General features: G+C 64.0%; 20 protein-coding genes. 10 read left to right on the plus strand and 10 right to left on the minus strand.

Annotation, left to right across the window (positions count from 1 at the left end):
* Positions 1-9 precede the first annotated feature (9 nt).
* The 3 genes from ASH04_RS12405 to ASH04_RS12415 all read right to left on the minus strand — a co-directional run bounded on the left by ASH04_RS12405 (position 10) and on the right by ASH04_RS12415 (position 3,616).
* Positions 10-1,221 (minus strand): sedoheptulose 7-phosphate cyclase, encoded by a 1,212-nt coding sequence (locus ASH04_RS12405; protein ID WP_032374848.1) that lies wholly within the window; start codon positions 1,219-1,221, stop codon positions 10-12.
* Positions 1,222-1,278: 57 nt separating this feature from the next.
* Positions 1,279-1,944, minus strand: a complete 666-nt coding sequence (locus ASH04_RS12410) for an HAD-IA family hydrolase (RefSeq protein ID WP_032366799.1) — start codon at positions 1,942-1,944, stop codon at positions 1,279-1,281.
* A 115-nt stretch (positions 1,945-2,059) separates the two neighbouring features.
* Positions 2,060-3,616 (minus strand): adenylate/guanylate cyclase domain-containing protein, encoded by a 1,557-nt coding sequence (locus ASH04_RS12415; RefSeq protein WP_143536228.1) that lies wholly within the window; start codon positions 3,614-3,616, stop codon positions 2,060-2,062.
* 154 nt (positions 3,617-3,770) lie between these two features.
* Between ASH04_RS12415 and ASH04_RS12420 the strand changes: the two genes are divergently transcribed.
* The 4 genes from ASH04_RS12420 to ASH04_RS12435 all read left to right on the plus strand — a co-directional run bounded on the left by ASH04_RS12420 (position 3,771) and on the right by ASH04_RS12435 (position 8,872).
* On the plus strand, positions 3,771-4,676 hold the full coding sequence (locus ASH04_RS12420; protein ID WP_027495752.1) for an AurF N-oxygenase family protein: 906 nt from the start codon (positions 3,771-3,773) through the stop codon (positions 4,674-4,676).
* A 38-nt stretch (positions 4,677-4,714) separates the two neighbouring features.
* Positions 4,715-6,208: an FAD-dependent oxidoreductase gene (locus tag ASH04_RS12425; RefSeq protein WP_051365042.1), complete on the plus strand. Its 1,494-nt coding sequence runs from the start codon at positions 4,715-4,717 to the stop codon at positions 6,206-6,208.
* A gap of 99 nt (positions 6,209-6,307) precedes the next feature.
* Complete coding sequence (locus ASH04_RS12430) at positions 6,308-7,405, plus strand: ferredoxin reductase (RefSeq protein ID WP_052054647.1); 1,098 nt, start codon at positions 6,308-6,310, stop codon at positions 7,403-7,405.
* A gap of 24 nt (positions 7,406-7,429) precedes the next feature.
* Positions 7,430-8,872 carry a fatty acid desaturase family protein gene (locus ASH04_RS12435; protein WP_057473641.1) on the plus strand — a complete coding sequence of 481 codons (1,443 nt, stop codon included), beginning with the start codon at positions 7,430-7,432 and terminating at the stop codon, positions 8,870-8,872.
* Between the two features lie 87 nt (positions 8,873-8,959).
* Here ASH04_RS12435 and ASH04_RS12440 read toward each other — a convergent pair whose 3' ends face one another.
* Together ASH04_RS12440 and ASH04_RS12445 are read right to left on the minus strand one after the other, a co-directional pair.
* Complete coding sequence (locus ASH04_RS12440; RefSeq protein ID WP_057473941.1) at positions 8,960-10,312, minus strand: MFS transporter; 1,353 nt, start codon at positions 10,310-10,312, stop codon at positions 8,960-8,962.
* 122 nt (positions 10,313-10,434) lie between these two features.
* A complete protein-coding gene (locus tag ASH04_RS12445) occupies positions 10,435-11,322 on the minus strand; it encodes a DUF5996 family protein (protein WP_032369126.1) in 888 nt (295 codons plus the stop codon).
* Positions 11,323-11,467: 145 nt separating this feature from the next.
* Here ASH04_RS12445 and ASH04_RS12450 point away from each other — a divergent pair, with 145 nt between their 5' ends.
* Entirely contained in the window at positions 11,468-12,307 is an 840-nt protein-coding gene (locus ASH04_RS12450) for a class I SAM-dependent methyltransferase (protein WP_057473942.1), read from the plus strand.
* Between the two features lie 31 nt (positions 12,308-12,338).
* On the opposite strand, the gene ASH04_RS12455 is transcribed toward ASH04_RS12450, so the two are convergent.
* Both ASH04_RS12455 and ASH04_RS12460 read right to left on the minus strand, forming a co-directional pair.
* Entirely contained in the window at positions 12,339-12,776 is a 438-nt protein-coding gene (locus ASH04_RS12455; RefSeq protein ID WP_057473642.1) for an SRPBCC family protein, read from the minus strand.
* 21 nt (positions 12,777-12,797) lie between these two features.
* Entirely contained in the window at positions 12,798-13,265 is a 468-nt protein-coding gene (locus ASH04_RS12460; RefSeq protein ID WP_057473643.1) for an SRPBCC domain-containing protein, read from the minus strand.
* Between the two features lie 195 nt (positions 13,266-13,460).
* Between ASH04_RS12460 and ASH04_RS12465 the strand changes: the two genes are divergently transcribed.
* Together ASH04_RS12465 and ASH04_RS12470 are read left to right on the plus strand one after the other, a co-directional pair.
* Positions 13,461-15,641, plus strand: a complete 2,181-nt coding sequence (locus ASH04_RS12465) for a glutamine synthetase III family protein (RefSeq protein WP_027495760.1) — start codon at positions 13,461-13,463, stop codon at positions 15,639-15,641.
* A gap of 98 nt (positions 15,642-15,739) precedes the next feature.
* Positions 15,740-16,813: an alkene reductase gene (locus ASH04_RS12470; RefSeq protein WP_027495761.1), complete on the plus strand. Its 1,074-nt coding sequence runs from the start codon at positions 15,740-15,742 to the stop codon at positions 16,811-16,813.
* Positions 16,814-16,910: 97 nt separating this feature from the next.
* Here ASH04_RS12470 and ASH04_RS12475 read toward each other — a convergent pair whose 3' ends face one another.
* From ASH04_RS12475 to ASH04_RS12485, 3 genes are read right to left on the minus strand one after another with little or no spacing between them, the layout of a single operon-like run.
* On the minus strand, positions 16,911-18,416 hold the full coding sequence (locus ASH04_RS12475; RefSeq protein WP_032366793.1) for a tripartite tricarboxylate transporter permease: 1,506 nt from the start codon (positions 18,414-18,416) through the stop codon (positions 16,911-16,913).
* Positions 18,417-18,432: 16 nt separating this feature from the next.
* Complete coding sequence (locus ASH04_RS12480; RefSeq protein ID WP_032366792.1) at positions 18,433-18,963, minus strand: tripartite tricarboxylate transporter TctB family protein; 531 nt, start codon at positions 18,961-18,963, stop codon at positions 18,433-18,435.
* Positions 18,960-19,949, minus strand: coding sequence for a Bug family tripartite tricarboxylate transporter substrate binding protein (locus ASH04_RS12485; protein ID WP_057473644.1), 990 nt, complete (start codon positions 19,947-19,949; stop codon positions 18,960-18,962). The genes ASH04_RS12480 and ASH04_RS12485 overlap by 4 nt, the downstream gene beginning before the upstream one ends.
* 113 nt (positions 19,950-20,062) lie before the next feature.
* Here ASH04_RS12485 and ASH04_RS12490 point away from each other — a divergent pair, with 113 nt between their 5' ends.
* The 3 genes from ASH04_RS12490 to ASH04_RS12500 all read left to right on the plus strand — a co-directional run bounded on the left by ASH04_RS12490 (position 20,063) and on the right by ASH04_RS12500 (position 22,998).
* Entirely contained in the window at positions 20,063-20,455 is a 393-nt protein-coding gene (locus tag ASH04_RS12490; protein ID WP_027495765.1) for a universal stress protein, read from the plus strand.
* Between the two features lie 120 nt (positions 20,456-20,575).
* A complete protein-coding gene (locus ASH04_RS12495) occupies positions 20,576-21,982 on the plus strand; it encodes a hemolysin family protein (RefSeq protein WP_032399266.1) in 1,407 nt (468 codons plus the stop codon).
* The gene (locus tag ASH04_RS12500) at positions 21,979-22,998 is read left to right on the plus strand and encodes a hemolysin family protein (RefSeq protein WP_032374841.1); all 1,020 of its coding nucleotides are present in this window, start codon (positions 21,979-21,981) and stop codon (positions 22,996-22,998) included. Before ASH04_RS12495 ends, ASH04_RS12500 begins: the two co-directional genes overlap by 4 nt.
* Positions 22,999-23,010 lie beyond the last annotated feature (12 nt).

Consider the following 23,010-nt stretch of genomic DNA (forward strand, 5'->3'; position numbering starts at 1 on the left):
CTGCATCGGTCACGGCGTGGGTGCGGTGAACATGTCGAGACCCTCGCCCGCCCGTGGGAAGTCCAGACAGATCTTCTTGTGCAACGACAGGACGTCGGCCAGTTCGCGAGGTTCCAGGTCGTTGAGGAAGCGGCAGGTGCCGATCGGGTCGGGCACCGCGGCACGCAGAATCCCGTCCCGAGTCTTGAGTATGGATGCTGTTGCCTCGGTCAGCAACTCGGGTGTCAGGTACGGGCTGTCCAATGCCAGTCCGATGCTGCTCATGACTCCGAGCACGCGGTCTCTATCAGCCGTCGACAGGTGGCCGCGTTGTTCGGCGACCGTCGTCGACAGGGCCATGTCGATGTTGATCGCGTGGCCGTGAAAGAACGGCGCGGGCGGCGTGAGCTCGAGCGTGGGACTCCACGTGTGCCCGAATGCAATGACTCGGTCGAGGTCGATCTCGTGCAGGTTGGGTGCCTCGAGCTCGAGCATCGTCGCGATTGCCGAGTACGTCAAACGGTCTGCGACCGAACGCAACTCAGGAGTTCCGTCGAGGTGGCCGAACCGGGTGCGTAGCAGTTCCGGGCCGTACTGCTCGAGCAACTCGAAGATCTCGAGGTTGCCGACCACGGAGATCTTGATGAGCTCCGCCATCCCGTTGCGGACCTGATCCTCGGGCAATGTGCCGAGGAAGGAGAAGTCCAACAGCACCTTCTGTGAGGCGTGGTAGGCCCCCAAACGATTCTTGTGCTTGCCGTAGTTGACGGCTACCTTGATCGAGACGCTCGCATCGATCAGGCCGATCAACGTGGTGGGAATGCGGATGTAGGGAGTGTTTCGGCGGTAACTCGCGCACGCGAAACCGGCTACGTCCGTGGTCAATCCACCACCCACCACGAGGACCGGCTCGGTTCGCACGAGACCGAACGCGTCGAACTCGCCGACGATGCGCTCGAACGTCTCCAGTGATTTCGCGGTCTCCGCAATGTGGACCGGCACCACTGTCAGGGCGATACCGTGGTGATCGAAGTATGCACCGATCCGGTCGCCGTAGATGGCGTGCACCGATTCGTCGACAACCATCAGGGCGCGCCCGTACGGACGGTAGCTGTCGGCCAATTCGGTGTTCTCGATCGCGAACACTCCGTCGACGTAGATCAAGTCGTATTCGATCCGCTCGTATCCCTCGACACGAAACGATCTGTCGCCGGCGACGACCTGGGCCTGAAGATTACTCACTTGTTGCTCCTGAGATGGATGAAGGATCGGGCAAAATGCTCACTCCGCAGGCTCCGCTCAGGCTGAAATCAGGGCGCGGACGCGCTCGGGATCGAGTGCATCGACGGTGTCGGTGGCCGAGCCGAAATCGGTACCGGCAGTGTTCTCGTTCGGGAACGCGACACAGGTGACGCCCGCTGCCGCTGCCGCCTGCACTCCACCGGCGTTGTCCTCGATCGCCACACTGTCGGACGCGTTCTCGCCCAACGTCTTCAAGGCGAATTCGTACGACGCGGGGTCGGGCTTGCCAGCGTCGACCGACGAGGCGTCGACGATGATGTCGAACGAATCGGCAGTGAGCTCGGGAGACAGGGCAGCGAGCAGTGCGTCGATGTTCTCTCGCGAGGTCGTGGTCACGAAGCCGACCTTCAACCCGTTCGCTTTCGCGGAGTCGATCGTGTCGGCCACGCCCGGTCGCGTCTTGACGTCGGATTCGCCGATCAATCGCTGGAAGATCTCGGACTTGGTGGCGTGCACTGCGGCCGCGTCCACCTCGGTTCCGGTGCTCGACGCGTATTCGCTGATGCGGTCGGCGCCACCGTTCGATCCGAGCATGGACCGATAGTCGTCCTGCGACCAGTTCCAGTTCAGATCGTGGGCGGCGAAGGCCTCGTTGAACGAGCGTCGCTGTAGCTCGGAGGTGTCGACGAGAGTGCTGATGGAGCCGAACAGAATTGCGGGCATGGGTGCCTTTCGGAGCGAGAGACGTTGTACCAGCAAATGTCTCGCGCCAGCGCGATGGGTGGGTTGGTTCGGGGGGTATGCCCCATCGGCACCGAAAGGGAAACCTTCGAATTTTCTACCGTGTGCTCGCCTGTTGGCCGCGCAGTATCGGAGCCGCCAGAACCGTCGGTGCGGATCGCCCGCGAAGGGTCACGGACCGACCCGATTCCCACAGTTGCCGCTCGTCCGAGATTGCGTGTTCGAGCACCTTCGACGATGTGAGCACGTCGGTGTCGGGGTCGTCTTTTGCGAGATCGGTGAGCCGCGCAGCCTGATTCACCGTGTCGCCGATGACGGTGTACTCGAAACGGGACTCGGCCCCGATGTTGCCGGCGATCACCGGCCCGTACGTGACGCCGATGCCGATCTCGAATCCGCCGTCGGCTCGAAGCGCGGCGGCGAGGGTGCGTGCAGTGCGCAGCGCCGCGGTGGCCGGGTCGGGATGATCGACCGGAGCGCCGAAGATCAGCAGGGCGGCATCGCCCTCGAACTTGTTGACGAAGCCGCCGTTGCGCTCGCCGTGTTCGACGACCACTGCGAAGAATCGATTGAGCAGGTCCACGACCGTCGCGGCGGATTCGCGCTCGGCCAGTGCGGTCGAGCCGACCAGGTCGATGAACAGGACGGCGACGGTCCGGTTTTCGCCGCCGAGACGGGGCGCGCTGGCCAACGCGCGCTGGGCGACGTCGTGGCCCACGTGCCGGCCGAACAGCGAACGGAGTCGCTCCCGCTCGTCGAGACCGACGACCATCTTGTTGAACCCGTTCTGCAGCCTGCCGATCTCGGACGCGTCGTAGACGTCGACGCGGGTATCGGTGGCACCGGCCTCCACTCGCTGCATGGCAGAGCTCACCTGCTGCAGCGGATCGGACACCGAGCGACCGACGAGGAACATGCCGCCGAAGCCGACGACGAGGGCGATGGCAGAGAGCGAGACCATAGCGGGGGACAGGTCGACGTCCGGGGGTATGACGGTATCGATCAGTCGGCCGAGTCCGATCAGCCCCAGCCCCAGGATGGGAATGGCCGTGCTCAGTACCCAGATCAGGACGACGCGCAGTTTCACGCCGAGTGCCGCGGCGTCGGTGACCTCGCTGACCTCCATCACAGCCGCGGTGATCGGCCGCAGGGTGCGTTCGGCTACCAGGTAGCCCAGCGAGCACGTCGCCAGTCCGCCGAAACTGACGGCGATGGCCACGATGATCGACAGTGCAGCCCCGGCCGAGGCGTTGACGCCGACGAACACCGCCACACCGAGGGCCCACAACAGAACGTGCACGCCGAGTTGCCGGAGGGGTAGCCGGATCACGGCGATCGTGGTCTCGTCCGACGGCGTGCCGCCGGTGTGCAGCCACTCGACGAGCGGTCTCGCGACGCGAAGTCCGAGCGCGATGCCGATGCAAATAGCCACCGGCAGGTAGACGAAGAACGCCAGGTAATTGCGGTCAGGAGCGCAGCCTGCGGAGTGACCTCCAGAGCAGAACAAGATCTCTTCGGATCCGACCGGCAGCGGCAGGATGAACCGCGCCAACACGAAGACGATGACCGCCCCGATGGCGTTGGCCGACACCATTCCCGCCGCGTAGAGGCGCATCGGGGTGCGGGCGAGGGCGGACCTCAGTGCTGCGATCACTGGCGCTTCTTCGTTCTCTGCACGCTCGAACTCTAGGTGCCCCGACGAAAAGAATTCGGGCGATTCTGCCCGAGTGACTATCTGTGTCGACAAGTACCTGGTAATCTCCGTAACAGCTAACCACTCCTGTTCGACGATGAAAGGAACGACGGCGATGACCAGCACACTCTCCAGGAACGATGTCCTCGAGCCCGAGGATGTTTCCGCACGTTTGCTCGATTCCGCCGCCCAGCTGTCGTACGACCCGGCCGAAGAGGTCGACTGGGAGGCCGATCTCGATCCGTCCCTCTACGGTCTCAATCCGGAGTGGAGCACGCTCTACGGCACGAAGTTGTGGGACGAGATGAGCGAAGAACAGCGCATCACGCTCACTCGCCACGAGGTCTGCTCGATCATGAGCACCGGCATCTGGTTCGAGATGATCCTGCAGCAGATGGTGTTGCGCGATCAGTACTGCAAGGACTCGTCCAACTCGGATTTCCAGTTCGCGCTCACCGAGATCGCCGACGAGTGCCGTCACTCGATCATGTTCGCTCGGGCATGCCAGAAGATGGGCATCAAGGCGTACCTGCCGCGCCGGTCGAGCATCGAACTCGGCCGCGGATTCAAGGCCCTGGCCTCCGCCGAGGTCGCCTACGGCGGCATCCTCGTCGCCGAAGAAGTTCTCGACGTCATGCAGCGCGACTGGATGCGCGGCGAGAACGTCCTGCCCCTCGTGCGCACCACCAGCAAGATCCATGTCGTCGAGGAATCGCGGCACATGACGTTCGCGCGCGCGCAGATGCGTGAAGACATCGAAGGCAAGAGTCCGGCTCGCCGCAAGGCCAGCGCGCTCGTCGTCGCGATCGCCGCTCGACTGATCGTGTCCAACATGGTCAACAAGGAGGTCTACGCAGCAGCGGGCCTCGATGTCGACCGTGCGGTGAAGGAAGCGAAGAACAACGCCCACCACCACACGATGATGCGCACCTCGAGCGAGCATCTGATGGCATTTCTTCTCGACTGCGGTTTGATCACCAAGCCGGCGGAGATGATCTACCGTCGTCTGCACATGCTCTGACCACTCTTTTCGAGGCCGTGAAGGACATCCGATAACCCATGCCGTTCGCGATCACGCAGAACTGTTGCAACGACGCATCCTGCCTGTCGGTGTGCCCGGTCAACTGCATTCATCCGACCCCCGACGAGCCGGATTTCGGTAAGACCGAGCTGCTGTACATCGATCCACGATCGTGCATCGACTGCGGTGCGTGTGCGGATGCGTGCCCGGTCGACGCGATCACCCGGGTGTCCCGGTTGACTCCGGACCAGCAGATCTACGCCGAGATCAACGCGGATTACTACCGCGACAAGCCGGCGGTTGCGGAGTGGGGTGAGCCGCGCTTTCCGGTGGCGACGGTCAACGAGCTGCCTCCGGTCAGTATCGCCATAGTGGGCACCGGTCCGGCGGCCTGCTACACCGCGCAAGCCCTGCTGCGCGTGCCGGGAACCACGATCACGTTCTACGACCGGCTGCCGACCGCAGGCGGTCTGGCGCGCTACGGCGTGGCACCGGACCACCTCGGCACTCGACGCATCAGCGAGCACTTTCGCGGAATCTTCGCGCACCCACGCGTGACGATGAAGCTCGGCATCGAGGTGGGCAAGGACGTCGATCACGTCGAGCTGGCTCGAAAGTTCGACTCCGTCGTCTATGCCGTCGGTGCCGACAAGGATCGAGCGCTCGAGATTCCCGGTGTCGATCTCGACAATTCGGTCAGCGCGCGCACCCTGGTCGGCTGGTACACCGGGCATCCCGACGTCCCCGCCGACGCCATCGATCTCACGGGCGTCGACCGCGTCACCATCATCGGCAACGGTAACGTCGCCCTCGACGCCGCGCGCATTCTCACGGCCGATCCCGATTCTCTGAACGGAACCGAGATCGCCCCACACGCGTTGGCAGAGCTCCGTCGCAATCGCGTGCGAGAGGTGGTCGTCCTGGCTCGACGAGGACCGGAGTTCGCGGCATTCACACGATCGGAGTGCAAGGCGCTCGTCGATCGCGCCGGAGTCGACGTCGTCGTGGCGGGACCGGACGGAATTTTCGACGCGATCGACCGGCTGCCGTTGTCCGCTCCCGCATCGGCGCTGGCCGGTGCGGCCCGAGTCGATCTCGGATCCGGCGCGCACGGGCGTCGCATCGTGTTCGCCTTCGGGCGGGCACCTTCTGCTGTGCATGGGCAGGGCTCGGTGGAGTCCATCGAGGTGGGAGTGGGTGAACACGCGGTCACTCTCTCGACGGAGCTGGTGCTGCTCGCGATCGGTTATCGCGGAACACCGTCGCCGGGCGTCCCGTTCGACGACATCACCGGCACCATCCGTAACGAGGGCGGCCGCGTCACCGCGGCCGACGGCACTCCGGTGCCCGGGTGTTACGTGGTGGGGTGGGCCAAGCGCGGGGCGACCGGTGGCATCGGCGACAACAAGATCGATGCCGAGGAAACAGCCGAGGCGTTGTTGGCGGATGTACCCACTCGAGGTACCCGGCCGCTGGGCTGGTATGGCAAGGTCAGTGCCGCCTTGGGAGACCGAGTGTCGCGAGCACGCTGACCGGTCGGTATTTCCCGGTTCTGTTCATGTTGTGTAGCAGTCTCATTCGAGTCTGAGCAATTCCGGCGCGCGGCAGGCCGCCCGGGGTTACCGTTGAGTATGGCTGAACGGGGGGCCAAGCCCCAGGTTTCTTTTGTGAGACGGACGATGCTGCGCGCAGTCCGGTCGTTGTTCAATCCGCTCCGGCCCGACGACTACCTGTCGATGATCAATCCGCTGTGGACCACTCGTGAGCTCCGCGGCAAAGTCGAACGTGTGGTTCCCGAGGGATCCGAGGCCGTGTCGGTGTACATCCGTCCCGGTTTCGAGTGGCAGGGCCACACGCCGGGCCAGTACGTACGGCTCGGGGTGCTCATCGACGGCCGCTATCACTGGCGGGCGTACTCCCTCACGTCCGATCCTGACCCCGAGGACGGGTTGGTCAGCGTCAGTCCCAAGCTCGTGCCGTCGGGGACCGTGTCGCCGTATCTGGTGGGCACCATCAGAACCGGCGACATCGTCCGGCTCAGCGAGGTCGAGGGTGAGTTCACGATTCCGAGTCCGGTTCCGGACAAGATGGTGTTCATCAGCGCCGGCAGTGGCATCACGCCGATCATCAGCATGTTGCGATCCCTGGATCATCACGACCAGGTCCGTGACGTGGTCGTGGTGCACTCGGTGCACAACCGTGAACAGTTGATGTTCGCGGACACGCTCGAGGAACTGGAAGCCAAGCACGACGGGCTGACGGTGAAGCTACGCATCACCAGTGACGAAGGTCGAATGAAGGCGTCGGAACTGGACGAACTGGTCCCGGATTGGCGTGAGCGAGAAGCATTCTGCTCCGGTCCGGGCGAGCATCTCGACGATCTGCGCTCGTACTGGAAAGACCAGGGCGAGTCGGAACGCTTCCATTACGAGAGTTTCCAGCCCGTCATCGGCGGTGGAGACGATGCTGGTGAGGGCGGAACCGTGCGCTTCGTCAACAGCGAGAAGGACGTCGAGTGCGACGGCGGCACAACGATTCTCGCCGCGGGCGAGGAAGCCGGCCTGGATCTGACGTACGGCTGCCGAATCGGCATCTGCCATACGTGCGTAGGTACCCTGAGGAAGGGGCGTTTACGTGACCTACGTAACGGGGATATCTCCGAACCTACGGGGCAAGCGGTTCGGATCTGTGTCAACACTGCTGAGGGCGACATCGAAATCGAACTCTGATCTTCCATTCGAACAGGGGAATGTATGTCTATCGACGAAACCACCAGGCGCGTCACCGACACCGATGAGCCGGTGAACCCGCTGGCGCACCTGAGTGACGAGACGATCGCCGAACTCGCCAAGGAGTTCGACGCCATTCACGACGAGGTGTACTCCAGCCTCGGTGACAAGGACCGCAAGTACATCACCTCGGTGATCGCAGCCCAGCGTCAGCTGTTGGTTGCCGGCCGCGTGCTGTTGCTCGGCTCCACCAGCAAGCCGGCGTGGCTGGCCGGCACCGCATGCCTCGGCATCGCGAAGATCCTCGAGAACATGGAGATCGGCCACAACGTCATGCACGGCCAGTGGGACTGGATGAACGATCCGGAAATCCACTCCTCCGTGTGGGACTGGGACACCGCGTCCACCGCCAACTCGTGGAAGCACTCCCACAACTACGTGCACCACACGTACACGAACATTCGCGGCAAGGACAAGGATCTCGGCTACGAGATCATGCGTATCGATCCACGTCAGAAGTGGAGCCCTGTCTACCTGGCCCAGCCGTTCTACAACGTGCTGCTGATGGCGTTCTTCGAGTGGGGCGTCGCCCTGCACGATCTCGACATCGAGGCTATCCGTCGCGGAGAGAAGCCCGTCAAGGAGCTCGTCGAGGACCTCAAGGGCATCGGCGTCAAGGCACGGAAGCAGTTCGTCAAGGACTACGTGGGCTGGCCGCTGATCAGTGCCGGGGCATTCGCGGTGGCGCAGCTCGCCTCGGGTGGTCGTCTACCCGAGAGCAAGAGGTCTCGCCTCGCGTCCAAGCTGCGGGGATCCGCGCGTTTCGGCAAGAACCGCCGGACGGCCGCCCTGTTGGACAGTCGGGTCAGTGGTGTCGAGAGCACGTTCCTCTCGACGGTGGCCGCCAACTTCACCGCCAACATCATTCGCAATGTCTGGTCGAACGCGATCATCTTCTGCGGTCACTTCCCGGACCAGGCATACACGTTCAGCCAGGAAGAGGTCGAGAACGAGACCCGCGGCGGATGGTACGTTCGCCAGCTCGTCGGCGCCGCCAACATCGACGGCGGACCGCTGTTCCACCTGATGAGCGGCAACCTGAGCTACCAGGTGGAACACCACCTGTACCCGGACATGCCCAGCACTCGGTACTCGGACGTCGCGCCGAAGATCAAGGACATCTGCGAGCGCTACGAATTGCCCTACAACACCGGGCCGTTCTTTCAGCAGTGGGGGATGGTCCAGCGGACCATCGCGCGATTGGCCTTCCCGGGTGGCAAGGTTCGGCCGAAGCCGGGCCCCTACCGTCCCGAGGAGAGCTGGCGTCGCAAGTTCGCCGAGGGTGCCACCAAGGACAGTGAGGCCGCCAAGACTCGCGGTCGCGTACCGGCCGAGCACCCCGCGGCGGGACCGGAGCACAACTCCAGTGGCGTCGACGTTCAGCCGCCGCCCCGTGGCGACGACTGAGTCTCGTTCCAGGACAGCTGGCAAGAACCGCGGCCACCCGATTTCCGGGTGGCCGCGGTTCTTTGTGTGTGTGTCGGTTGTGGGCCCTTACGCCATGTCGACATCCTTGGTCTCGATCAGTCTCTTGGTGCAGACCAGACTCAGCACCGACAGCAGAGCCAGCATCACGCCGATCGAGATACTGCCGAACGCGGCCGCGAGCGGTGCGGCAAGCATCGGCGGAATCGCGCCACCGAGAACGCCGGCGAGGTTGTAGCCCAAACCTGCTCCGGTGTAACGGAATCGGGTCTGGAAGAGCTCCGGAAGCAGAGCTCCGGTCGGGCCGTACGCAACACCGAAGATCGCGAGCGTCACGCACATGCCGATCACGAACGCGACCGGTGAGCCCGAGTCCAGCAAGGGGAACAGTGCTATCGACCACGGCACCGCGACGATGCACGCCGCCATGATGACCCGACGTCGGCCGACGCGATCGGAATAGGTTGCCGAGGTAGCGATGGCGATACCGAAGATCACCGCAGCGCCTATCCCGGTAACCAACACGAACGGGCGGTCGAACCCGAGGGTTTTGGTGCCGTAGCTCGTCAGGTATGCGGTCCCCATGTAGAAGAAGGCGAAGAGGGACGCCAAAGCGCCTGCCGCAGTGATGATTTCGCGCTTCTGGATGCGCCATGCGTCGAAGATCGGCAGTTTGGTCGGTGCCGAGTTCGCCGGAGCGTGCTCTTCGGCGAGCTTGTTGGCTCGAAAGACCGGGGTCTCTTCGATGGCCAACCGCATGTAGAGGCCGATGAGGACCAGAACAGCGCTGAGCAGGAACGGAATTCGCCACCCGTAGTTGAGGAAGGTCTCGTTGGTGTCGCCGAACAGCAGGCCGGTGGCGAGGAAGGTCGCACTGGAGAAGATGAACGCGGCCGAGGGTCCCAGCTGCGGGAACATCGCATAGAACCCACGCTTGCCGGCCGGTGCGTACTCGGCAGTGAGCAGCGTGGCACCCGCCCACTCTCCGCCGACGGCAAATCCCTGCCCGAATCTGAGCAGTACCAGAATGATCGGGGCTGCGACTCCGATGGTGGCTGCGCCGGGCAGTAGACCGATCGCGAAGGTGGACACGCCCATCAACAGCAGGGTCGAGATCAGGGTCTTCTTACGACCGATGCGGTCGCCGAAGTGGCCGAACAGCACCGCACCGACGGGCCTGGCGATGAACGCGACGGCGAACGTCGCGAACGACGCCACGGTGCCTGCGGTCGATCCGAGCGCCGGGAAGAAAATCGTGGGGAAGACGAGTGCGGCGGCAGTGCCGTAGATGAAGAAGTCGTAGAACTCGATCGTGGTGCCGATGCCACTGGCAACCGCTACTCGGCGGACGCTCGTCTTCGTCTGCACCGCCGGTGGGGTCGGAGTGGCGACGCCCGGATCCTCGGGCGAGACAGCGGTCATGGTTCCTCCGTTTTTGTCGGGTATCGGGTATATGTGCGATACCGAATGCGACGAACGGTAGTGATCCGGGTCACCCGTGGGGTACCCCCGAATGGGGGGAACGATGACCGCCCCCACCCGAGCTAGTCCCAGTGGGCGGTCTCGACGGCAGCGCGGTAGGTGTTCTCGAGAAAGGCGAGCAGAAGTGCGTCGGGGTCCTCGGCGGTGCGGACGGACTCGTACGGAAGTACGTACTCGCCGAGATCACGATCGAAGTACGCGGGGGCGGTGACGGCCGGATGACTGTCGTAGCCGTCCGGGTTCGGGTAGGCGTACGCGTAGAACGCGCCCTCCGCGGCCCCGCCCGGCCAGAACCCGGCGCTCGACACCTCGTCGCTGTATGCCTCGTGCATCACCCAGTCGGGACAGTTCGGAACACCACCGGGATGTTGTGGTGCAGGCCTTCCGGAGAATCGTGTGACAGCGAGATCGAAAGCGCCCCAGAAGAAGTGGACCGGGCTGGATTTGCCGCGGAAGCCGGCTCGAAACTCCGAGAACACCCGATCAGCGCTGACGAGCGCTCGCCAGAACTTCTGGACGGCATCGGCGTCGTACGACGCGTGCTCGACGTCCTCGGCGAACGGTGTCGCGTGTGGCAGTTCGACCGGCACTGCCACGATCGGAGCCTCCACGCCGAGCCCGGAGAGCAGATCGGTGTACTCGGCGTAGAAGTCGGCAACGGTTCGAGGCTCGAGCCTCATGGTTCGGCGCTCGCCATCGGTGGTGGCGAGGATCAACTGGTGTGCGAGAAAGTCGAAGCGAATCTCGAGGCCTCGATCGCCGAGTGGCATCAGCGACGTCGTCAGGCCCGACGCGTCGACGTACAGCGCAACTCCCCACCAGTGGTTGAGCGGGGGAGACAACGCCATTCGGGTCTTGCCGACTATCTGGGTCCACAGTTGCACCGTGTCGCGAGTGTCCGCCCAGCTGTCGACTCGAAGTTCGGGCCACGCGTCGTACGAATTCGTCATATGTCGATGATGCACGGACGAGGGGAACCAGACCATACCTGTGCCGAGACGCCGGGGCAGCACCTCAGGCGCGCCTCAGGATTCGTCGGTACGGTCGTCGGCAGTTGCGGTACGTCCGCAGCTCGTGAACGGGGAGGTGTCCGAGTTGTCCACCGACTCCAACCGGGGTGTTTTCGACGATGCTCGGGTCGCCGCCACGTACGTGGAATTCATGGGACCCACCGACGGATTTCTCGATCGCGGTGAGGCCGCAGCCTTGGTCGCCGCCGCAGACCTGGCCCGCGGGGTTCCGGTGTTGGACGTGGGTGTGGGGAGCGGCCGCACCACGCCGCTGCTGCGACTGCTTTCCGACCGCTACGTGGCAATCGACTACGCCCCCAACATGATCGACGCTTTCCGGAAGAATTTTCCCGATCTGCCTGCGCACGTCGCCGACGCTCGTGACCTGGCGGCGTTCGAGGACGGTGAGTTCGGCTTGGTCGTCTTCAGCAACAACGGACTCGATACCGTGGCCCACGAGCAACGCCGCCGCGTACTGGCCGAATTCGCGCGGGTGACCGACGAGACAGGCGTCGTGGTCTTCTCGACGCTCAATCGAGGTGGCCGGTCGTATCTGGAGAGCCCGTTTCAGTTACGGCGACCGACGACTCGGCCACAGTTCTCGCTGCGAGCACTTCTCGTCGCCGTCGGACGTCGTCTGCTCGATCCGTCTGCGCAGGTGCGCGGTGTGCGGAACTGGCTCGTCAATCGGTCGAAAGCCGAGGATCACCGATCGTGGGCTCTGGCCCCGTTGCAAGCCCACGAATTCGCACTCGTCATGCACTTCTCGACCCTCGACGACGTCCGCACTCTGGTGGCCGGCGCAGGCCTCGAACTGATCGCCGTCTACGGCGACGACGGCGAACGCATCGCGCCGGACCGACACGAGTCCGCGGCCGACAACTTCACCGTCCTCGCGAAAAAGCCTGCGCTGGAACGAAAGTGACTTCGAGGTACTGAGCTCGGAAGCGTCGAGGTCACAGTCTTTCCAGCGCGGCGGTCATCTTCTCCACGGTCTCCGGAGCGACCTTTGCCTCGAAGCCCGCCTTCAGGAACGGGCCCGCAACCTTTGCCGCACCGTTGAATTCGACGTGCGCGTGGTAGTCGATCCGGGTCGACGCGGGGCCCTCGGCTGTCAGCGTGATGTCGTCGACGCTGGTTGCCGTCTTGTTCTTCCCCTCGAGCACGACGTGATCGGGCTCGTCGGTGACCAACGTATACGTCAGTTCGGTGGTGACTCCGAACAACTTCGAGACGTTGTGCCACTGCGTTCCGACGGCCACCGGGCCGTCGGAGACCTGGGTGCAGCTCTCGGTTCCCGGATCCCACGCCGACGCATTGGAGAAGTCGCGCAGGAATGCCGCGGCCTTGTCGAGCGCGACAGCGGCGGTGAAGGTTCGGGTGACGTCGACCATGAGGTTCTCTCTTTCGATGGATCAGTTCTCGACGGTGACGCCGAGGTGTTCTGCGAGACGGCGCATCGTGCCGACGATCTGTTCTTCGGTCACCCTCGGAAAGCCGGCCATCTTTCGAAACTCCGGATCGGTGACGCGGGACCAGTCGTAGACCTGCGTCAGCGCTGTCCTGTCGTGGGCGACCTCCTCGAGTTCCCAGGACCACCGCGTGCCACGGGGTTCCATGCCCTGGCGATTGGGAATCCAACCGATGCGTCGGTCCTGCTCGAACACGAACACGGTGTTCTCCATGACGTACTCGCCCAGTTCCGGTTGATACATATCCATCGCGAAGGTGTCGCCCACCGCGTTCAGCGGCGTCGGATCGATCGCGCCGCGGAGCATTTCCGAGCCGTCGACCGCGGCCTGGACCTCGGGATTGGCGAGCGCGGTGAAGACGGAGGCGGGAGGAGCGTCGATCACGCGGCGGACGGTCAGTTCGTCGGTCATGGGGCCACGCTTTCCGGTTGATTACGCTGGCTACGCAGTTACCCCCGTCTGCGGGGAAGGAAACTCCTGCCTTCCGACGGTTTTGCATTGCAGTGGACACAGCGACGAAACACCACCGCCACGAGGCATTCGTACAGTCGCCGAGTCGGACTCCGCACACACCAGGTGCGGAGCGCACCTTGCCAAGGGGTAGCCATGAGTGGAAATACCGTCCGCCTGCAGGCGATCAAAGACGTCGAGGCGTACGTGCCGCCTGCGGTCAGCTTCGTCGGAGACGAGAAGCCGGGCGAGATATTCGGTGAGAACGTCTTCAGCAAGGTCGTCATGCAGAAGCGACTGCCCAAGTCGGTCTTCAAGTCGGTGATGGCCACGATCGACAAGGGCAAGAAGCTCGACCCCATGGTGGCCGACGCGGTGGCGTCGGCGATGAAGGACTGGGCTCTGGAGAAGGGCGCAACGCACTACGCGCACGTCTTCTACCCGCTCACGGGGTTGACGGCCGAGAAGCACGACAGCTTCTTCGATCCCGTCGGTGACGGCAGTGCGCTCGCCGAATTCGCAGGCAAGACGCTGATTCAGGGCGAGCCCGACGCGTCGAGCTTCCCCAACGGCGGCCTGCGCAACACGTTCGAGGCACGCGGATACACAGGCTGGGACGTCACCAGCCCGGCGTACGTCCTCGAGAACCCGAACGGTAACACCCTGTGTATCCCGACGGTGTTCGTCTCGATGACCGGTGAGGCCCTCGACCACAAGACGCCGCTGTTGCGTTCGCAGCAGGCGATGGGCGGACATGCCGAGCGCATCCTGAAGCTGTTCGGACACGAGAACATCGAGAACATCGTCTCGTTCTGTGGCCCGGAGCAGGAATACTTCCTCGTCGACCGGCACTTCTTCCTGGCCCGTCCCGACCTGCTCAATGCAGGTCGCACCCTGTTCGGCTCGAAGCCGCCGAAGGGCCAGGAATTCGACGACCACTACTTCGGTGCCATCCCCGAGCGCGTGCTCGGCTTCATGATGGACACCGAGCGTGAGCTGTTCAAGCTCGGCATTCCTGCCAAGACCAGGCACAACGAGGTAGCACCCGGACAGTTCGAGATCGCGCCGATGTTCGAGCGCGGCAACATCGCGGCCGATCACCAGCAACTGTTGATGACGACGTTCAAGACCATTGCCAAGAAGCACGGCATGGAGTGCCTGTTCCACGAGAAGCCCTTCGAGGGTGTCAACGGCTCCGGCAAGCACGTCAACTTCTCGCTCGGCAACTCCGACCTGGGATCGCTGTTGGTGCCCGGCGACAATCCGCACGACAACGCGCAGTTCCTCGTGTTCTGTGCCGCCGTCATCCGCGCGGTGCACAAGTACGGCGGTCTGCTGCGCGCCTCGGTGGCGTCGGCGACCAACGATCACCGCCTCGGTGCCAACGAGGCACCGCCGGCAATCATCTCGATCTTCCTCGGCGACCAGCTCGCCGACGTGTTCGACCAGATCGCCAAGGGTGCAGCCACATCCTCGAAAGGCAAGGGCACCATGATGATCGGTGCCGACACCCTGCCCGTACTGCCGACCGATCCCGGCGACCGCAACCGAACCAGCCCGTTCGCCTTCACCGGCAACAGGTTCGAGTTCCGCGCCCCCGGTTCGATGCAGACCGTCAACGGCCCGATGGTCACGATCAACACGATCATGGCCGAGGCGCTCGACTACATGGCGACCAACCTCGAAGCGGCCGTCGCCGACGGCACCGATTTCGACACCGCCGTGCAGAATCTGCTGACCGAGATCATCACCGAACACGGCGCGGTGGTGTTCAACGGCGACGGCTACTCCGACAACTGGCAGATCGAGGCCGAGGCACGCGGCCTACCGAACCTGCGTACGACGCTCGACGCGTTGCCGGAGTTGATTTCCGAGTCGGCGATGGAACTGTTCGAGAAGTACAAGGTGTTCAACCACCGAGAGATGCACTCGCGCTACGAAATCGGGCTCGAGCAGTACGCGTTGACGGTGTTCGTCGAAGCGCGGTTGACGCTGGAAATGGGTCAGACATCGATCCTTCCCGCTGCACTGCGCTACCAGACGGAATTGGCGCAGAACGTCAGTGCGCTCAAGGGCGCGGGCGTCGACGACGTGGACATGACTGCGCTGCACGCAGTCTCGGCTCCACTGTCGGAGCTGCGGGCAGCGTTGGCGACATTGAAGACCGCCCTCGAAGCGAATCCGGGCGGCGACGCTCTGGCCGAGGCCACCCACGCCAAGGACGAACTGTTGCCTGCGATGGCGGCTGTCCGTTCTGCGGCCGACACCCTCGAGGCAATGGTGGCCGACGATCTCTGGCCGCTGCCGACGTACCAGGAGATGCTGTACATCCTGTGAGTGAGCAATGTCTCGGATCGGAATAGCTTCATGGATCTCGGTCGTTCGAGTGATCAGTGGCAAGTACTGTGCACGCACTCGTAAGGAGATAGAGAACCATGAAGTTGTTTTCCCCGTTGACGCTCGGTGACCTGAAGCTCGACAACCGGTTGGTGATGGCTCCGCTGACGCGGGTGCGCTCAGGACGTGACGGAGTGCCGGGTCCGCTGGTGGTCGAGCACTACAAGCAGCGGGCGTCCCTCGGTCTCATCGTCAGTGAAGGCACCTACCCGAGCCATGCGGGCCAGGGCTTCCCCGGTCAGCCCGGTCTGGTGACCGACGAGCAGATCGAGGGGTGGCGCAATGTGGCCGACGCAGTGCATGCCGACGGCGGGCTGATCTTCGCTCAGGTGATGCATGCCGGGCGCGTGACCCACGAGGCGACGACGGGTGGCCGTGAGGTCGTCGGCCCCAGTGCCATCGCCATCGACGGCGAGACTCACACGTACGAGGGAAAGAAGGCGTACCCCACCCCGCGTGCACTGCGGGAGGACGAACTGCCCTCGGTGATTGCCGATTTCGTACAGGCCTCGAAGAATGCGGTCGCTGCCGGTATGGACGGCGTCGAGGTTCACGGTGCCAACGGTTACCTGTTGCACGAGTTCCTTTCGCCCGCCTCGAACCAGCGTGACGACAAGTACGGCGGTTCGCCGGAGAACCGGGCGCGGTTCGTGGCCGAGGTGGTCGAGGCCGTGGCCGCGGCACTCGGAGCCGGCAAGGTCGGCATCCGCATTTCGCCCGAGCACAACATTCAGGATGCGCTCGAGACGGACTCCGACGACGTGCGTGCCACCTACCGCGCGCTGGTCGAGCGGCTCGCGCCGTTGGGTCTGGCGTACCTCAGTGTGCTGCACAAGGATCCGTCGGGCGAGCTGGTACAGGATCTGCGGCAGGCGTTCGGTGGTGCCGTGCTCGTCAACAGCGGCTTCGGTGAGATCACCACTCGCGACGAAGCGCTGTCGCTGCTCGACGACAACGTCGGCGACGCCGTCGTGGTCGGACGTCCGGCAATCGCGAACCCCGATCTCGCGTACCGCTGGCGTGAGGATCTTCCGCTGAACGAGCCGGACCAGAGCACGTTCTACACCGACGGTGCCAAGGGCTACACGGATTACCCGGCTCTGCAGCACTGAGTGCTTCGCAGTGGTGTGGTTATGCGCCTGCGGGCGCGCAGGAGTGAAGCCTGCGGAACGACCCGAGAACAGAGCCACACCACTGCGCGGAGGGCACTCAGAAGTCGGCGGTCTTGCGGGCGCGGATCTTGCTGACGATCGAGAACACCACGGCGATGATCATCAGTGCGTAGAGCACGATGGTGATGCCGCTACTGACCAGAATCGACGGGTCGCCCTCGCTGACGGCCAGCGCGCGTCGAAGTGATTCCTCGGCGAGTGGGCCGAGGATCACGGCGATCAACACCGGTGCGAGCGGAATGTCGTAGCGCCGCATCATGAATCCGACGATGCCGAGCCCGAGCATGAAGATCAGATCCACGATCGACGCACTGGACGCATAAACGCCGAGGGCGGCGAACACCGAGATACCCGCGTACAGGTAGTTCTTCGGGATCTTCAGCAGCTGCGCCCACAGTGGTGCGAACGGCAGGTTGAGGATCAGCAGCACGATCATCGCCAGGAAGAGGCTGGCCAGCAGGGCCCAGACGATGTCTCCACTGCGCTCGAACAGGAGCGGTCCGGGTTGCATACCGTACTGCTGGAACGCTGCGAGCATGATCGCCGCCGTGGCGGACGTCGGTAGACCCAACGCCAGTAGCGCTCCCATGGCCGTACCGGCCGTGGAGTTTCCGGCCGCCTCGGGTCCTGCCACACCACGAATGGCACCTTTGCCGAACATCGGCTTCTCGCGTTTACGATCGAGCCGACGCTCGGTGCCGTACGCCAGGAAGCTCGGCACCTCAGCGCCGCCTGCTGGTATGACGCCGAACGGCACACCGAATGCCGTCCCGCGTAGCCAGGCCGGGAGTGCTTCGCGGAACTCCGCCTTGCTCAGCCACGGTCGTCCCTGCGACTTGATCAACGACCGATCCTCGGGCCGCCCGATCTTCGACGCGATGTGGATGACCTCACCGAGGGCGAGCATCGCGACGGTGATGACGACGATGTGGATGCCGTCGAACAGGGCAGGTACCTCGAAGGTGAATCGTGAAGCCCCCGACGGACCGTCGATACCGATCACGGCCAAAGTGAGACCGATCAGCAGTGCGGTCAGACCTTTGAGGGCGGAGTCCGAGACCACCGCCGAAGTGGCGATGAACGCGAACACCGCGAGTGCGAGATATTCGGCGGGTCCGAAGTTGGTCGCCAGCGCCGCAAGCGTCGGTGCGAAGAACACGACCAAGGTCGTGGCGATCATGCCACCGATGAACGACGCGATGGCCGAGGTCGCCAAAGCCTGTGGGGCGCGGCCGTTCTTGGCCATTCGATGTCCCTCGAACGTACCGGCGATGGCGGTGCTGTTGCCGGGGGTGTTCATCAGGATGCCCGAGATGGAATCGCCGAACAGGCCGCCGAAATACACTCCGGCGAACATGATCAGCGCCGCGGTGGGGTCGAGAGTGAACGTGACCGGCAGCAGAAGCGCCACCGCCATAGCAGAACCGAGTCCGGGTAGCACGCCGACGGCGGTGCCGAGCAGTGCGCCTACGAACACCCACACCAGGTTCATCGGAGTCAGCGCGGTGCCGAACCCGTCGAGAAGATTACTCAATGAATCCATCGGAAATTCAGCTCCGTCAGAAGATCTGGGCGAGAACGCCGCCGGGCAAGGTCAGGCCGAGGCCCGCGGAGAATACGATCTGGACGGCGCTCGAGACCAGCAGTGCGACTGCCGCGTCGAACACGTAACGGCGACCACCCAATCCGACCGAGACACCCCAGAAGAGGATGGCACCGGCGAGAACCCAGCCGAGCGGGTCGAGGAGAGCGATGAACACTGCCACCGATCCGACGGTGATCGACAGGGTTCGCCAGTTGCTGACGGTACCGGTGTGCGGCACGCCGTCGTCGTCGACGCCGCGATCGATGACGTCTGGCTTGACCATGAGTTGGATCGTGACCAACACGGCGACCACGAAGCAGCCGCCGGCGACGATGGCCGGAAAGACCTGCGGGCCAGGGGAGGTGGCGGTGGGAGGAACATCCATCGTGATGGTTCCGTAGACCAGGAATGCGCCCAGTGCGACGAGCAGTGCCGGAACGATCAGGCCGCTACGGCCCGTCCAGAAGGAGCGGGAGGTTGCGGTGTCGGGAGTCGTCGTTGTCATACCAGCCCCAGCTCTTCCAGAATTCCGGTGATACGTGCCTGCTCGACCTCGAGGAATTCCCCGAATTCGTCTCCTGTGACGACCGATTCCTTCCAGCGGTTTCGTTCGACGGCCGTCGCCCATTGCTCGGTCTGGACCATCTCGGTGACGATGTCGACGAGCGTCTGCCGGTCCTCGTCCGAAATCCCGGGCGGTGCAACGATTCCGCGCCAGTTCACGAGGTCGACGTTGTAGCCCTGTTCGATGAACGTCTCCACGTCGAATCCTTCGAGCGGCTCGGGCGCGGCCACGGCGAGGGCACGCACGTTGCCGGCTTCGATCTGGTCCCGGAAGTCGTTGAATCCACTGACCGCGACGCCGACGGTGTTGGACAGCAGCGACGTGAGTACCTCACCGCCGCCGGAGTAGGCGATGTAATTGATTGCGGCTGGATCGATGTCGGCTTCCTGGGCCAATTGGCCCGCCACGATGTGGTCGATGCCGCCGAGCGACCCGCCGCCGATCGGCAGGCCACCGGGGTTCGCTCGCCAGGCCTCGATCATGTCCTCGAGATTCTGGATCGGCGAGTCCTTCGGGACGACGAACACCTCGAAGTCCTCGGCGAGCTTGGCGATCGGCACGGTGTCGGCCAAGGTGGTGTCGGAGTTGTTGATCGCGATGCCGCCGAGCATGACGGTGCCGGTGATCATCACCGTGGTGGGCTGACCGCTGAGGTTCTCGAGTTGGCTCAGGCCGATGGTGCCGCCGGCCCCTGGAACGTTGACCACCTGCGCGTTGTTGACGATGCCGTCGCTGCGCAGCGCCTGCTGCGACTCGCGCGCGACCAAGTCCCAGCCGCCGCCGGCGGCAGCAGGTGCTATCAGTGTCAATTTGGCTCGGGCGTCGGAGCCGCTGGCACTGCGAGCGGCGTCGATCCCGGCGACGGTGACTGCTCCCACCACCACCAGGGCTCCGGCCGTTCGTAGCAGGGTGGGCGATATCGCCATCAGAGACCTTTCGTGTGGTGTGTCACAGCGTCAGGTTAGATACAGTTTGTCTGATTAGTCCAGTTCACAACATCGAGGTCGATCTTCGGTGGATTCGAGCAACGGGAGAGACCGTGTCATTAGCGAGCGCAGTGGCAGTAGCGATGAGCAACACCCCCGAGGGCCAGGAAGCGTTGCGACGCGGTGCCGCGGAGGCAGAGCTGCGTCGGACCGAGCTGATCGTATTGTCCGTGGTGGACCGCGATTCCGTATCGGCGGAAGACCGTAGCGCGGCGCAGGCCGAGGTGGAGCGGACTCTCCCCGGAACTGCGACGACCGTGCGCGTCGAACCGGACGGCGGAGACCCGGCCGGCGCACTGGTCGATCTCGTCGCAGACGTCGGTGCGGGGATGCTCGTCATCGGGTCCAAGCGCAGATCGGCGGTCGGCAAATTCCTGATGGGCAGCACGGTGCAGCGCGTTCTGTTGGACAGCCCGGTCCCCGTCCTCGTCGTGAAAGCGCCGTGACCCGGTAGTATCGGACAAATCTCCCACCACTCGACCTCGAGGAATCATGGACAGCGATAAACCCGGGCCGGACACGGCTCCCCGCACTACAGCTACTACGTGCGAGGCGGTGTCCGGCGAATGAGCGTTCTGCTCACTCTTCTGCTCGGCCTGCTCGTCGTTTTTCTCATCACCGTCGCAACCGGTTACTTCGTTGCGCAGGAATTCGCTTACATGACCGTCGACCGGTCCCGGCTCAAGGCGCGTGCCGAGGCCGGCGACGCCGTCGCAGCTCGCACGCTGACCGTCACCAAGCGGACCTCGTTCATGCTCTCGGGTGCACAGCTGGGTATCACGGTCACCGGCCTGCTGGTCGGCTACGTCGCCGAACCGCTGATCGGGCAGTCGTTCGGAGCGATACTGGGCGGCGTCGGTGTTCCGACAGCAGTCGGTGTCGGCCTCGGTGCCGTTCTGGCGATCACGTTCGCGACGTTCGTACAGATGCTCTTCGGTGAACTGTTTCCGAAGAACTTCGCCATCGCCCGCCCCGAGCCGGTGGCCCGCTGGCTGTCGTTGTCGACGACCGTCTACCTCAAGCTCTTCGGTTGGCTCATCACCATTTTCGACCAGTCGTCGAACCTGTTGCTCAAAGCACTCAAGATCGAGCCGGTGCACGATGTGGAACATTCGGCCAGCCCACGCGACCTCGAGCACATCGTGTCGGACTCGCGGGAGACCGGGGATCTGCCCGACGAGCTGTCGACGCTGCTCGATCGCATTCTCGACTTCCCCACGCGCAACGTCGAACACGCCATGATCCCGCGTTCACGTGCGGCGACGGTCCGCGACACCGACACCCTCGGTGAGGTGAAAACACTGATGGGCCAAGAACATTCTCGATACCCCGTGCTCGACGAGGACGACGGAATCGTGGGTGTGGTGCATCTGCACGACGTGTTGGCCTCCACCGCTCCGGATTCGACCCCCATCGCAGACCTCACCCGCGATGCGCTGATCCTTCCCGAGATGCAGAGCCTGCCCGACGCGATGCGCGAGCTGCGGGCGACACGGAACCAATTGGCCTGTGTCATCGACGAATACGGCGGTCTCACCGGAGTGATCACCATCGAGGACCTGGCCGAAGAGCTCGTCGGCGAGATCACCGACGAGCACGACGACGGCGTACTCGACCCGAGCCCGGTCAGCGCCGACGACGGCAGCTGGACGATGGCAGGGGAGGTGCACGTCGACGAGGTCGAGCGCGCCATCGGCGTCGACCTCCCCGACGGTGACTACGAGACCATCGCGGGATTCGCCATCGCCCATCATGGTTCGCTACCCGACATCGGGACCCTTATCGAAGTCGATCTGCCGCCGGACAACGCGGACCTCGCCAACGACGACGAGACGCCGATTCGATTCGTCACGATCGAGGTGCAGGAGATCGACAGTCACGTGCCGTCACTACTGACCCTCACCATCGACGAGCGGACAACCGAGCACGACGAGAATTCGGCCGAGTCCGATACTGCAGGAGCGCACCGATGAGCAACCTCTGGGTCTTTCTGGCCGTCACCATCGGTCTGATCGCTGCGAGCGCCTTCTTCGTTGCCGTGGAGTTCGCACTTCTTGCGGCCAAACGGCATCGCCTCGAGGACGCAGCCCCCAACTCGCGGGCGGCGCGGGCTGCTCTGCGCAGCTCCTCGGAACTGACGGTGCTACTCGCCGGATCGCAGCTCGGGATCACCGTCTGCACCCTCGCGCTCGGCGCGACCACCAAGCCGGCGGTGCACTACTGGCTCACGCCGCTGTTCGAGAGCATCGGCCTGCCCTACTGGTTCGCGGACGTCCTCGGCTTCGTCCTGGCCCTGATCATCGTCACGTTCCTGCACTTGGTCGTCGGCGAGATGGCTCCGAAGTCCTGGGCCATCGCACATCCCGAGAAGTCGGCGACGATGCTCGCAATCCCCATGCGCGCGTTCATGTTTCTCACGCGTCCGGTGCTGACGGCCCTGAACAACATGGCGAACTGGTGCCTACGCAAGGTGGGCGTCGAGCCGGCCGACACCGTCGGCACCGGGCAGAACGCAGACGACCTGCGTCAGCTCGTCGAGCACTCGGTCAACGTGGGAGCCCTGGACGCGAGTTACCAGGCGCAGATATCCGGGGCATTGGAATTGCAGGATCTGACCGTCGGTGACCTGGTGGCCGGAAGTGGCGCGCCGACGTCGGTACCGTCGTCGGCGTCGATCGACGACGTGCGGGAGGCGTCCCGGATCAGCGGCCATCTGCGCATCCTCGTCAGTGACGACGACGTAGTGAAAGGTGTTGTGCACGTGAGGGATACGTTGACCGAGCCGGAGTATCTCGCCGAGATCACCCGCCCGGCCTACACGCTGGATCGGACGACACCGGTCTACGTCGCCCTGCAGTCGATGCGCGAGACCCGACATCATCTGGCGCTGGTCGTCGAACCGTCGGCCGAGGCGGGTGACAGTGCGCGCACGATCGGCGTTGTCACCCTGTCGGATGTGTTGACGCGGCTGCTGCCCGAGCCTGTCTGATCTTCGGTCACC

It is taken from the genome of Rhodococcus sp. Leaf233 (assembly GCF_001426165.1).
Taxonomy (GTDB): domain Bacteria; phylum Actinomycetota; class Actinomycetes; order Mycobacteriales; family Mycobacteriaceae; genus Rhodococcoides; species Rhodococcoides fascians.

Excerpts from the sequence above, each read along its gene's own strand:
- ASH04_RS12430 (WP_052054647.1), top strand. The coding sequence starts at position 6,308 with ATGGCTGAACGGGGGGCCAAGCCCCAGGTTTCTTTTGTGAGACGGACG.
- ASH04_RS12470 (WP_027495761.1), top strand. The coding sequence starts at position 15,740 with ATGAAGTTGTTTTCCCCGTTGACGCTCGGTGACCTGAAGCTCGACAAC.
- ASH04_RS12410 (WP_032366799.1), bottom strand. The coding sequence starts at position 1,944 with ATGCCCGCAATTCTGTTCGGCTCCATCAGCACTCTCGTCGACACCTCC.
- ASH04_RS12500 (WP_032374841.1), top strand. The coding sequence starts at position 21,979 with ATGAGCAACCTCTGGGTCTTTCTGGCCGTCACCATCGGTCTGATCGCT.
- ASH04_RS12465 (WP_027495760.1), top strand. The coding sequence starts at position 13,461 with ATGAGTGGAAATACCGTCCGCCTGCAGGCGATCAAAGACGTCGAGGCG.
- ASH04_RS12485 (WP_057473644.1), bottom strand. The coding sequence starts at position 19,949 with ATGGCGATATCGCCCACCCTGCTACGAACGGCCGGAGCCCTGGTGGTG.
- ASH04_RS12420 (WP_027495752.1), top strand. The coding sequence starts at position 3,771 with ATGACCAGCACACTCTCCAGGAACGATGTCCTCGAGCCCGAGGATGTT.
- ASH04_RS12475 (WP_032366793.1), bottom strand. The coding sequence starts at position 18,416 with ATGGATTCATTGAGTAATCTTCTCGACGGGTTCGGCACCGCGCTGACT.
- ASH04_RS12435 (WP_057473641.1), top strand. The coding sequence starts at position 7,430 with ATGTCTATCGACGAAACCACCAGGCGCGTCACCGACACCGATGAGCCG.
- ASH04_RS12445 (WP_032369126.1), bottom strand. The coding sequence starts at position 11,322 with ATGACGAATTCGTACGACGCGTGGCCCGAACTTCGAGTCGACAGCTGG.
- ASH04_RS12480 (WP_032366792.1), bottom strand. The coding sequence starts at position 18,963 with ATGACAACGACGACTCCCGACACCGCAACCTCCCGCTCCTTCTGGACG.
- ASH04_RS12455 (WP_057473642.1), bottom strand. The coding sequence starts at position 12,776 with ATGGTCGACGTCACCCGAACCTTCACCGCCGCTGTCGCGCTCGACAAG.
- ASH04_RS12425 (WP_051365042.1), top strand. The coding sequence starts at position 4,715 with ATGCCGTTCGCGATCACGCAGAACTGTTGCAACGACGCATCCTGCCTG.
- ASH04_RS12460 (WP_057473643.1), bottom strand. The coding sequence starts at position 13,265 with ATGACCGACGAACTGACCGTCCGCCGCGTGATCGACGCTCCTCCCGCC.
- ASH04_RS12440 (WP_057473941.1), bottom strand. The coding sequence starts at position 10,312 with ATGACCGCTGTCTCGCCCGAGGATCCGGGCGTCGCCACTCCGACCCCA.
- ASH04_RS12495 (WP_032399266.1), top strand. The coding sequence starts at position 20,576 with ATGAGCGTTCTGCTCACTCTTCTGCTCGGCCTGCTCGTCGTTTTTCTC.